Origin of the sequence: Longimicrobium sp. (genome assembly GCF_036554565.1) — a bacterium.
GTDB lineage: Bacteria > Gemmatimonadota > Gemmatimonadetes > Longimicrobiales > Longimicrobiaceae > Longimicrobium.
This window is the reverse complement of record NZ_DATBNB010000490.1, coordinates 1-10789: the sequence shown is the minus strand read 5'-3', so window position 1 is coordinate 10789 and position 10789 is coordinate 1. Positions and strand designations below refer to the sequence as shown.

At 71.7% G+C, this 10789-nt stretch carries 11 protein-coding genes; 5 read left to right on the top strand and 6 right to left on the bottom strand.

Annotated features, from left to right (window positions below):
• On the bottom strand, positions 1-1086 hold a 1086-nt coding region (locus VIB55_RS13460; RefSeq protein WP_331877169.1), incomplete at its 3' end, for a DEAD/DEAH box helicase.
• A gap of 193 nt (positions 1087-1279) precedes the next feature.
• Here VIB55_RS13460 and VIB55_RS13455 point away from each other — a divergent pair.
• The 5 genes from VIB55_RS13455 (at position 1280) to VIB55_RS13435 (ending at position 5443) form a co-directional block, all read left to right on the top strand.
• A complete protein-coding gene (locus VIB55_RS13455; RefSeq protein ID WP_331877168.1) occupies positions 1280-2392 on the top strand; it encodes a radical SAM protein in 1113 nt (370 codons plus the stop codon).
• Positions 2393-2646: 254 nt separating this feature from the next.
• Positions 2647-3267, top strand: a complete 621-nt coding sequence (locus VIB55_RS13450; RefSeq protein WP_331877170.1) for a SprT-like domain-containing protein — start codon at positions 2647-2649, stop codon at positions 3265-3267.
• A 906-nt stretch (positions 3268-4173) separates the two neighbouring features.
• Entirely contained in the window at positions 4174-4971 is a 798-nt protein-coding gene (locus VIB55_RS13445) for a 3'(2'),5'-bisphosphate nucleotidase CysQ (RefSeq protein WP_331877167.1), read from the top strand.
• A gap of 71 nt (positions 4972-5042) precedes the next feature.
• Positions 5043-5306, top strand: coding sequence for a hypothetical protein (locus VIB55_RS13440; RefSeq protein ID WP_331877166.1), 264 nt, complete (start codon positions 5043-5045; stop codon positions 5304-5306).
• Positions 5303-5443: a hypothetical protein gene (locus VIB55_RS13435; protein ID WP_331877165.1), complete on the top strand. Its 141-nt coding sequence runs from the start codon at positions 5303-5305 to the stop codon at positions 5441-5443. The genes VIB55_RS13440 and VIB55_RS13435 overlap by 4 nt, the downstream gene beginning before the upstream one ends.
• 21 nt (positions 5444-5464) lie before the next feature.
• Here the strand turns inward: VIB55_RS13435 and VIB55_RS13430 are convergent, their stop codons facing one another.
• The 5 genes from VIB55_RS13430 to VIB55_RS13410 form a co-directional block, all read right to left on the bottom strand.
• On the bottom strand, positions 5465-5950 hold the full coding sequence (locus VIB55_RS13430; RefSeq protein ID WP_331877164.1) for a GNAT family N-acetyltransferase: 486 nt from the start codon (positions 5948-5950) through the stop codon (positions 5465-5467).
• On the bottom strand, positions 5950-7419 hold the full coding sequence (locus VIB55_RS13425) for an aldehyde dehydrogenase family protein (RefSeq protein ID WP_414681597.1): 1470 nt from the start codon (positions 7417-7419) through the stop codon (positions 5950-5952). Before VIB55_RS13425 ends, VIB55_RS13430 begins: the two co-directional genes overlap by 1 nt.
• Before the next feature lie 119 nt (positions 7420-7538).
• Entirely contained in the window at positions 7539-9353 is a 1815-nt protein-coding gene (locus VIB55_RS13420) for an ABC transporter ATP-binding protein (protein ID WP_331877162.1), read from the bottom strand.
• Complete coding sequence (locus tag VIB55_RS13415) at positions 9350-10531, bottom strand: nucleotidyltransferase family protein (protein WP_331877161.1); 1182 nt, start codon at positions 10529-10531, stop codon at positions 9350-9352. Before VIB55_RS13415 ends, VIB55_RS13420 begins: the two co-directional genes overlap by 4 nt.
• Positions 10528-10789: hypothetical protein (locus VIB55_RS13410; protein WP_331877160.1), on the bottom strand; the 262-nt coding region annotated here is incomplete at its 5' end. The genes VIB55_RS13415 and VIB55_RS13410, both read right to left, overlap by 4 nt.

Below are 10789 nucleotides of genomic sequence, written 5' to 3'. Positions count from 1 at the left end.
GACCTCGCGCCAGGCCTTGGCGCCCAGGCGACCGGTCATGAGCGTGACGCCCACGGGCAGGCCCTCCAGCAGCTTCTGCAGGGTGCGCGCGTGCTGCTCGGCCAGGATTTCGGTGGGCACCATCATCGCGGCCTGGTAGCCGTTTTCCGCCGCGCGCAGCATGGCGAACAGCGCCACGACCGTCTTCCCCGAGCCCACGTCGCCCTGCAGCAGCCGGTTCATCCGCCGGGGGCGCCCCATGTCTTCGCCGATCTCCTTCAGCACGCGCTTCTGGGCGGTGGTGAGGGTGAAGGGGAGCGACTTGTGGAACGGCTTGACCAGCGTGTCGCGACGCGGAAAGGCGATGCCCGGGCGCTCGGCGGCGGCGCGGTGGTGCGCCTGCGCATACAGGAGCTGAAGGAAGAAGAGCTCCTCGTATGCCAGCCGGCGGCGCCCCTGCTCCACGTCCTTGAGCGACGTGGGGCGGTGCATCCAGTCCAGCGCCTGCGCCAGTGGGACGAGCCCGGCACGCTCGCGGATCTCCCGGGGCAGGAGGTCTTCGTCCCTGGCCTTGCGCAGCAGATCGTCCAGGTTTTCCGCGATCACCGTGCGGACCTGACGATGGGTCAGCCCCTCGGTGGCGGGATAGACCGGGAAGATGGTGCCGCTTTCCTCGGACGCCTCCTCGCCCTCGCGGGCCAGGGTGGTGAATTCCTTGGGCTGGAACTGGCGGCCGTGGTAGAATCGGCAGGTACCGCTGAGCAGCAGCAGGTCGTTGCGCGCGATGGTGCGGTCCAGGAACGGCTGGCCCGGCCACGAGCACTCGATGAGCCCCGTGCCGTCGCGCACCACCGCCTGGAAGATGCGCAGCCCGCGCCGCGTGGGGAGAACGCCCTTGCTCACCACCCGCCCCACGATGGTGGCGTCCATCCCCGTTTCCAGGTCCTTGATGGGGGTGACGGTGGACGCGTCCTCGTACCGGTGGGGGACGTGGTACAGCACGTCCCGCGCGGTGAGCAGCCCCAGCTTGGCAAGGAGCTCCGCCCGCTTGGGACCCACGTTCTTCAGGAACTGCGCGGGCTTGTCGAGGTCGGTGTACTTGGGCATGTCCGCTCGGGCTGGCGCGGGCGCCGCGCGCCGGTGTCGTTCGGAATCTATTCGGCGGGGCCGTAGCGGGAAAGTGCGTGAGTGCGTCAGTGCGGGAGTGCCGGAAGGCGGAGTCGCGTGCTCTCGTCCTGCCGTGGCGAAGTCGTTATCTTTCCCTGTCCAACGTACGCAACGAAAGCAGGATACGGGGATCGTGACCCACCGAGCCGGGGTTGATGTTCAGGGCGGGCTGGCGGCCATCGCGGCCACGGTCGAGGGCGGCGGGCGCATCAGCGCCGACGACGCGCGGCTGCTGTGGGAGCACGCGCCGGACGACGAGCTGAAGCGGCTGGCCGGCATCGTCCGGGCGCGCTACCACCAGCCAGATGCCGCCACGTACATGGTGATGCGCATCATCAACTACACCAACGTGTGCGTGGCCCAGTGCGACTACTGCGCGTTCTACGTGCTGCCCAACCAGCAGGGCGGCTACGTGATGACACGCGAGGACGTGTTCGCCAAGATCGACGAGCTGCGGGACTTCGGCGGCGATCTGGTTTCGTTCAACGGCGGATTCAACCCCAAGCTGCCCCTGCACTACTACTGCGACCTGTTCGCCGCGGTGCGCGAGCGGTACGGCGACAGCATGGAGTTCTACGCGCTGACCGTCGCCGAGTTCATGTACCTGGCCGACCGCGCCAAGCTGTCGTACGCCGATACGGCGGCGCGGCTGCGCGATTCCGGTGTGCACTGGATCACCGGGGGCGGGTCGGAAATTTTGACGGAGGATTTCCGGAAGCGCCACGCCAAGTTCAAGTATACCGTCCGCGAGTACTTCCAGGCGCAGCAGGCCATCGTCGAGGCCGGCATGCGGACCACGGGAACGATGGTCATCGGCTTCGACGAGACGATGGACGAGCGGCTGGAGCACCTGCAGCGCACCCGCGACTTCCAGGACCAGTGTCTGGCCGCGGGGCACGACGGCCTGTTCTCATTCCTCAGCTGGTCGTACAAGCCGTACGGTACGGCGTTCGGCGGCACCGAGGTGGGCGCGGGCGAGTACTGGAGGCACATCGCGCTGTCGCGCATCTTCCTGGACAACGTGAAGCACGTGCGCACTTCGGTCCTCACCCGGAACGAGGACGCCTTCCGCGCGCTGGAGTACGGCGCCAACGACTTCGACCTTCCCATCGAGGACGAGGTGACGCAGAAGGCGGGGGCGCGCATCGACCTGGACCTGGACCGGCTGCTCGCCATCCCGCGGCAGATGGGGTACCGGGTGGAGTACCGCCACGCGGAACGCCCGCCGATGGCCGCCGTCGCGTGAGCCTGCTGGACGACGTGCTGGACCTTTTCGGCTGGGCGCCGCCCCCCGGTGCCCAGCCGAAATCGTCTGCCAAGCCTCCCAAGCCCAAGGCCGCACCGCGTCCTCCGAAGCAGAACGTGGCGGTCCAGCAGGCGTTCCCAGAGCCCGCGGACGCATCGACACCAGCGGTGAGCCCCGCGCCGCCTGCCCCGGCGAAGCCCGCCCCTGCGCGGCCGAAAGCGATCGGGCGCACGGAACGGGAGATCTTGTCGATCGTGTCGCCCGTTGCCCCGCAGATCCGGCGCGTGGTGTTCACGAAGAACCGGCGTGTGATGGCCTCCGTGGCGGAGCGGGGGACTGCGCTGCGGCTGAACACGGCGTTCGCCGCCGCGCCGGAGGATGTGCTGGTGGCCGTCGCGCGGCTGTTCTCCGCGCGGGACGCGCGGACGCGCAACCGGGCGCGCGATGCGGTCCGCCGCTTTATCACGCTGATCCCGGCCGAGTCGGTGCCGCCCCGGCGAACGCGCACGCGGCAGGTGCTGGCGTCGGACCGGCCGCAGATCGAGCGGCTGCTGGCGGAGTTCCGCCGGGTGAACGCCGCGCACTTCGGGGGTACCCTGCCGGAGGTGCCGCTGTACCTGAGCGGGCAGATGCGGCGCCGCAACGGGCATTTCAGCTCGTCGCCGCTGGAGATCGTCATTTCGCGCGTCCTGTGCACGCACGCGCTCCCCGCCGAGTCCGAGGCGACGCTTCGCCACGAGATGATCCACCTGTGGCAGCACGCGCAGGGCAAGAAGCCGGACCACGGACCCGAGTTCCGCGCCTGGGCGCGCAAGCTGGACGTGCACCCGCGCGCCACGCGCCCGGTGAAGTGGGAGCGCAAGCCGCCGAAGTGAGGGCTGCGTGGTAGATAGACAGGTTGTGGCGCATGCCGCGGGGCCCCCCATCCCCAGCCCTTCCCCCGCAAACTGCGCGGGGGAAGGGAGCCAGCCCGGCGCGTCACCGAAGCCGTGGAGCCTCACAAAGGCCTGTCATCCTGGGGCCCAGGCGCACCGAACCGGCCCGCAGCACACCCGTCGCGGGCCGAAGGATCTAGCGGCGGACACGTACAAGCCCGGGCGCGGCAGCGGTCACCGAGCCCGAGGCCTCGGCTGCCGTGGGGCCCTCACCCGGCCGCGCTGACACGCGTGCCACCCTCTCCCACAAACAGCGTGGGAGAGGGCGTACACTTTGCGGTTTGGTGCGACGGCAGCCCGGGTGCGGAGCGCCCGGTCCGCTGGGGCGACTGAAGTCGCGTCTGGAACATCGCGAAGTCCGCCTTCGCGGACTGCACGCGAAATCGAGTGCGCCGGGCCGGCCGAAGCGCGATCGAATTCTCCCTTTCCCTCGCTTGCGGGGGAGAGGGCCGGGGAGAGAGGGCTGCCAGGGGCATGCACCCGGGTTTCCGAAGCGCACCGTTCCTCGGTCGGTGTCGAGTGCGCGACCCCGGCCGAAGCGCGATTCAGGTCTCCCCCTCCCCTGCGCAGCGGGGGACGGGGGCGGGGGGGAGGGGGCTCCTGCGGAATGCGAGGCACCCAGTCGAACCTCGTAAGCAGTGCACCTCTCTCCCGCGCAGTTTGCGGGGGAGAGGCCGGGAGAGGGGGCAACGCGTGGCATGCGCCGAACCCGGCCTCCGCGCGACCGAAGTTCTCCCCTCTCCCGGCGCAGTTTGCCGGGGGAGGGGGCCGGGGGAGGGGCCCACCCGAGGCGCGCGCATCAGCCGCCGAGGCCCACCTCCATCCTACCAACGAAATCGTGAGTTGATGCAGTCGATGCAGGATTTTTCCAGGGAAGCAGACCTCGAGCTGGCCATCCGCGCCATCCGCACCGCGGGCGAGGCGGTGATGCGCGCCTTTCGCGTGGAGCAGGAGGTGACGTTCAAATCGCCCGAGCAGCCCGTGACCGAGGCCGACCTGGCCGCCGACCGCGCGCTGCACCGCGTCCTTCTCGGCGAGCGCCCGGGCTACGGCTGGCTCTCGGAAGAGACGGCGGATTCACCGGAGCGGCTGAAGCGCGAGCGGGTGTGGGTGGTGGATCCCATCGACGGCACGAACTCGTTCGTGGCCGGCCGCCCCGAGTTCGCGCTGTGCGTGGGCCTGGCGGAGGGCGACCGCGCCGTACTGGGCGTGGTGCACAACCCCGTCACGGGTGAGGTGTTTCACGCCATCGAGGGGGGCGGCGCCTTCCGCGACGGCCAGCCGATTCGCGTCTCGGGACGGGGGATGGCCGAGGGCCCGCGCATCGTTGCGTCGCGGTGGGAGATGAAGCGCGGCGAGTTCGACGCGTTCGGGGACTGGCAGGTGGAGCCGCTGGGCAGCACGGCGTACAAGATGTGCCGCGTGGCCGAGGCCGGCGCCGAGGCGTTCGTCTCGCGCGGCCCCAAGTCCGAGTGGGACGTCTGCGCGGCCGTGGTGATCGTGCGCGAAGCCGGCGGCACCGTCACGCGCATCGACGGCCAGGAGCCGCGCTTCAACCAGCCGGATCCGCACTGGAAGGGAATCGCCGCCTCCAACGGCCGCGTGCACGACGACCTGATCCGCATCGCCTCCCAGCCGCTGTAGCGAAACCGGGGCATCGGCACCCGCGTATGGTATTCAGAGTGGCTTTCTGGACGCCGGCGCAGAGAGGAGCGATGCTCGACGAGGTGGTGGGCTGTCTAGGAGGTTGGGTCTTCGAGTTTGCGGTGGAAGCGGCTCTGGAGATGTTCGACGTCTTCAGCTTGTTCACCTGGCGCGCGTGGGTCACGCTCGGGCTCGCAGGCCTTGGGGTATTCGCCATCTCGAGGGCGTTCGCGGACGCAGCCCCCGTTCACCCGTTGCTCCTCTACTTCGGGGGCGCCAGCCTGGTTGTTGGCCCGTTCCTGCTGTTCGTCGTGTGGGACTGGCCCAACCGATGATCGTGGATGTGCTGGACGGCGCCCTGGAGTTGATGGAACTCGTGGATTTCCTGCTCTCGCCGGTGCGATGGGCGCGGCGGATCCGCCGGTTCGCCGCGAAGCGCCGCCTGCGCAGGATGCAGGCGATCCGCGGCTGACCCGTCTACGCGAGCGAGCCGCTACTCTTCCGCGAGCCGGTCCAGGTCGCCGCCGGTGAGGCGGAAGACGGTCCACTCATCCATCGGGCGGGCGCCCAGAGAGTGATAGAAGCGGATCGCCGCCTCGTTCCAATCCAGCACCCACCACTCCAGCCGGCCGCAGCCGCGTTCGCGCGCCAGCCGGGCCAGGTGCGCCAGCAGTGCCCGGCCGATCCCCCGCCCGCGCGCCTCGGGGCGCACGTACAGGTCTTCCAGGTAGAGCCCGGGCTGCGCGAGAAAGGTGGAGTAGTTGTGGAAGAAGAGCGCGAAGCCCACCGGCTCGCCGTCCGCCTCCGCAATCACCACCTCCGCGCCGCGCCGCGGGCCGAAAAGCGTATGGCGCAGCCGCTCCTCCGTCGCCACCACCTCGTGCAGCAGCCGCTCGTAGCCCGCCAGCTCGCGGATGAACCGCAGGATCAGCGGAACGTCGGCTTCTTCCGCCGGGCGGATGTGGATGGGGTTCGGCATCAGCGGCGCTCCATCCAGCGCGACACCAGGTTGGCGATGCGCCGCATCCGCGGACCGTACGGCGGATAGTAGAGCGGGCCGAGCCCCACGCGCCCCATCGACAGCACGGCGCGCTCGTGCGAAAAGGCGCGGAAGCCCGCGAACCCGTGATAGCTCCCCTGGCCGCTCTCGCCCACGCCCCCGAACGGCAGGTCGGGGTTGGCCAGGTGGCAAAGCACGTGGTTGATGATGGTGCCGCCCGCCGTGGTGCCGCGCAGCACGCGCTCGGTGGCGCGCCGGTCGCGGCTGAATACGTACAGCGCCAGCGGCTTGCTCCCGGCGCCGATGCGGGCCAGCGCTTCGTCGAGCGACGCGTACTCCACGATGGGGAGCACGGGACCGAAGATCTCGCCCCGCATCACCGGCGCGTCCCACTGCACGCCGGAAAGGAGCGTCGGGGCCAGGTATCGCTCCGACGCGTCACGCTGCCCGCCCGCCTCGATCTGTGCCCCACCCGCCACCGTCTGGTCCAGCACGCCGACGATGCGCTCGAACGCCGGGCCGTCGATCACCCGCGCGAAGCACTCGCTGGCCCGGCGCGCCTCGTCCGTCGCGCCGTAGAAGCGCGCGATGTCGGCTCGCGCGGCGGCGATGAAGCGCTGTGCGTCGTCCTGGTGCACGAGCACGTAGTCGGGCGCGACGCACGTCTGCCCCGCGTTGACGAATTTGCCCCACACGATGCGCTCGGCGGCGACGGCCAGGTCCGCAGAGCGGTCCACGATGGCCGGCGACTTTCCGCCCAGCTCCAGCGTCACCGTCGCCAGGTGCTCCGCCGCGGCGCGCATCACCTTGCGTCCCACGGCGATGGAGCCCGTAAAGAAGAAGTGGTCGAAAGGCAGCGAGAGCAGCGCGTCCGCCGTCTCGATGCCGCCCGCCACCATCGCCACTTCGTCTTCGGGAAAGGCGTCCACGATGATGCGCGCCATGGCGGCTGCCGTGTGAGGCACCTTCTCCGACGGGCGCAGGATGCAGACGTTGCCGGCCGCGACCGCGGCAATGAGCGGGCTGAACAGCAGCTGGAAGGGGTAGTTCCACGGCGCCAGGATCAGCACCTGGCCGCGCGGCTCGTAGCGCACCCGGCTGCGCCCGCCCGCCAGCAGGGCAGGGGTGGGGACGCGGCGCGGCCTCATCCACCGCTTCAGGTGGCGGGTGGCGTGGGCGATCTCGGCCAGCACCAGCTGCACCTCGGTGATCTCGAATTCCGCGGGGTTCTTGCGGAAGTCCGCCCGGACGGCGTCGTACAGTGCCTGGCGGTGGCGGATGATGGACGCGCGCAGTCCGCGCAGCTTCGCGATCCGCTCTCGCGCCGTGCCCTGCGCAACGCGCCAGCGGCTTTCGCGCTGCACCTGGAACAGCCGCCGCGCCCGGGCGATCTGCGCCTGGTCGTCGGCGTCGATGGGTACCTCGAGAAGATGCGGCACGCTGGGCATCCAAAACGGAAGGGTCTCACGCGGAGGCGCGGAGGTCGCGGAGAACTGCATGAGACGCCTCCGCCGTTCCTCCGCGTTCTCCGCGCCTCCGCGTGATCCAAAAGCGGGGCGGGAGAATTCTACGGAACGAGCGGATCGGCGGGATCGAGTTCGCCGCTCTGGCTGGCCCACAGCCGCCGGAAACGCCCGTCGGCGCGCGCCATCAGCTCGGCGAACGACCCGGATTCCACCAGCCGCCCCGCCTCCATCACGTGGATCACGTCGGCGTCGCGCACGCTGGGCAGCCGGTGGGTGATCATCAGGATGGTCATCCGCCCGTGCAGCCCGCGGATAGCCTCGCGGATGCGGCGCTCGTTCTCCGCGTCGAGCGCGCTGGTCGCCTCGTCCAGGATCAGCAGGGCCGGGCGGCGGAGGAGCGCGCGGGCCAGCGCCAGCCGCTGCCGCTCGCCGCCGGACAGCCGCACGCCCCGATCGCCGACCACCGTGTGGAGCCCGTCCGGCAGCGCGGCGACGAACCCATCCGCCACCGACAGTCGCAGCGCCTCGCGAACCTCGTCGTCGCTGGCGTCGGGGCGCGCCCAGCGCAGGTTGGCGAGCACCGTGTCGTTGAACAGCACGGTGTCCTGCGCCACGTAGCCGATCCCTTCGCGCCACGCGCGCAGCCACGACTCGTCCAGCGTCCGGCCATCGACCAGAATGCGCCCGGCGCGCGGCCGCACCAGCCCCATCACCAGGTCGGCCAGGGTGGTCTTCCCCGAGCCGGAGGGGCCCACCACGGCCGTCGTCCGGCGCGCCTCGATCTGCAGCCCCACGTCCGACAACGCATCGCCCCGCGCCGCCTCGTAGCCGAACGACACGTCCTCGATGCGGACGGAGTGCGCCAGCTCCACGCGCTCGTGCGCCGGCTCCAGGTCTTCGTGCTCCGCCTCCAGCGCTTCGGCCATCGCCGTCAGCCGCTCCCACGCGGGCAGCTCGCGCGACAACATCTGGTGAAGCCCCTGCAGGTACGAGAGCCGTGGGACCAGCCGCGAAAAGAGGAACACCAGCAGCAGCACGGTGGCGCCGGACACCCGCAGCACCGAAAGCGCCAGGTACGTCACCACGGCCAGCAGCACCACGGCGCCCACGCTGAACGCGGCGCTGGTATCGGCGAAGGCCCGCCATGCCTGCTCGCGCGCGTCGGCGGCGCGGCGCGCGGTGCCGGCGAACAGGGCGGCGTTGCGGTCTTCGGCCCCGTAGCTCTTTACCACCTTCAGCGCGCCCAGGTGCTCGCCGGCCGCGGCGGTGAGATCCGCCGAGGCCGTGGAGAGCGATTCGCCCGCGGCGCGGACGGTCCGGCGGAGCCGGGACAGCAGCAGCAGGAGCACCGCCCCGCAGCCGAAGGCGACGGCGGTGATGGGGGCAGAGACGCGCAGGGCGAAGCCCAGGTACGCCAGCGCCATCAGCGCGTGCGCCAGGAGCGTGGCCGCGTGCCCGGCTCCCGCGCCTACCCGGTCGGCCTCGCCGGTCAGCGCGGTCAGCAGGTCGGTGCCGCGCAGGCGGGCCAGCGGCAGCCAGCGCGCGCCCGCGACGGCCTGGAACAGCCGCGTGCGCAGACGCAGGGCGCTCTGCAGCTCCATCCGGTGCGCCATCAGGCTGTCGGCCCGGCGGGCGAGCGCCTGCACCAGGGTGACGCCCACGAACAGCAGCAGCACCGGGCCCAGCTCCGCCGACATGCCGGCCGCGCCGAGCAGGCGGTCCACCGCCCGCGCCAGCGCCCCGGCGGGGCCGCCGTCCACCGCCACCCCCGCCAGGGCCAGCAGCCGCGCCAGAACCAGCACGGACACCCCCTCGGCCGCGGCCACCACCAGCGCCAGCGCGACGGCGGCGGCGGCCGGGCCGGGCATGTTGCGCGCGAGCTGGCGGCAAAAGCGCACCGTGGCGCTTCCGCTCACCACCCCCTCCCCGGCGCGTAGCGCAGCGCCAGCCGCAGGGGCCGCAGGGCGCGGTACGCCGGCGCCAGCGGAGCGGGCAGGCGCAGCCACGACCAGTCCTCCGGCGTGGGCGTGAACAGCCAGCGCGCCGCGTACCGCGCCCGGTCTGCCCGGCCATCGCAGAGGCGATAGTTGAAGCGCAGGTTGGCGGCGGTGCTGTCCTCGTCCGTGGCGGGCGCGAACCACAGCCCCCGCGCCTCTTTCGCCAGGGACGGGATCTCGGGGTCCACAGCGGCGGCTTGGGCAAGCGATGGCGGGAGGGGGAGCCCGAGCGTGGTCCCGGCGAGGTGAAGGGCCAGCAGCACGGTCCGCCGGGCGCCCGCCTCTCCCGCTCGGTCGCCGAGGGCACGCAGGTCCAGCTCCGCGCGCGCGGCCAGCGCCCCGGTGGAGGCCAGCCACTCCAGCCGCGCCCAGCGGTGCTTGGCCCCGTGGGCGCACAGGGCCAGGAACAGGTCGTCGTCGGCCAGCGTGGGCACCGTCCCCCCGCCGATGGACACCGGGCGGGCGCGGGCCATCAGCTCCGCCGTGGGCAGTCGGATGCAGAAGCGCGCGGACGACACCCGCGAATGAAGCTCCACCAGCGTCCCCGTGTGGGGGTGATGGAAGGGCACGTCGCCGTCCACCGACAGGAACAGCCGCTCCTGTGCGGGCGAAAACGAGTACGCGGCGGCGTAGCCACGCTCCGCCAGCGCGCGCGCGGCCCGCGGCACGTCCTCGGGCGCCACCAGCAGGTCCAGGTCCGAGTAGGTGCGCAGCGCCACCTGGCCGTAGGCGCGCACCGCCAGCGCGGGGCCCTTGTAAGCCAGCGCCGCCACCCCCGCCTGCTCCAGCGCCGAAACCAGCCGCCGCAGCTCGCCCGACAGCCGCAGTGCCTCCCCCGCGTTGGCCGCGTAGGCAGACCGCAGTGTGGCGCGTACCGGCTGCGGCACCTCGGCCTGCCCGGCGAGCAGGCGGTGGAGCAGGGGCGTCAGCCGGTTCTTTTCCGCCAGCGCCAGCGCGGCGTCCCAGTCCACCCCGCGGCCGACGACGTCCGCTACGCCGTCAGCGGTGGACGCGTCCACCGCGGCGCGCGCGGCCAGCAGCACCAGGGCGGCCTCGGGCGCCGCGTCCACGCCGGACGACGCTTCGATCGCCGTCACGCGCCGTACTTCTCCGCCAGGCGCCCGGCGTGCGTCAGCGCCTCTTCCCAGGTGCCGAAGCGGGCGGGAAAGGCGCCCGCCAGCTCGCGGGCGATCTCTTCCAGCGTGGCGGCGCCCTCCATTCGCTCCAGCACCATGCGGTCGATCCGCCCATCCTCCCCCAGCCGCGGGCGATGGGTGTGCGAGCGCGCCCGCAGCCGCGCGGGTGAAAGCGGCTCGGCGAAGAAGGTGGACTGGCGGAACTCCACCGTGCCGTCC

Coding starts and splice junctions, on each gene's coding strand:
- VIB55_RS13445 (WP_331877167.1), top strand. CDS start 4,174: ATGCAGTCGATGCAGGATTTTTCCAGGGAAGCAGACCTCGAGCTGGCC.
- VIB55_RS13440 (WP_331877166.1), top strand. CDS start 5,043: ATGCTCGACGAGGTGGTGGGCTGTCTAGGAGGTTGGGTCTTCGAGTTT.
- VIB55_RS13435 (WP_331877165.1), top strand. CDS start 5,303: ATGATCGTGGATGTGCTGGACGGCGCCCTGGAGTTGATGGAACTCGTG.
- VIB55_RS13430 (WP_331877164.1), bottom strand. CDS start 5,950: ATGCCGAACCCCATCCACATCCGCCCGGCGGAAGAAGCCGACGTTCCG.
- VIB55_RS13425 (WP_414681597.1), bottom strand. CDS start 7,419: ATGCCCAGCGTGCCGCATCTTCTCGAGGTACCCATCGACGCCGACGAC.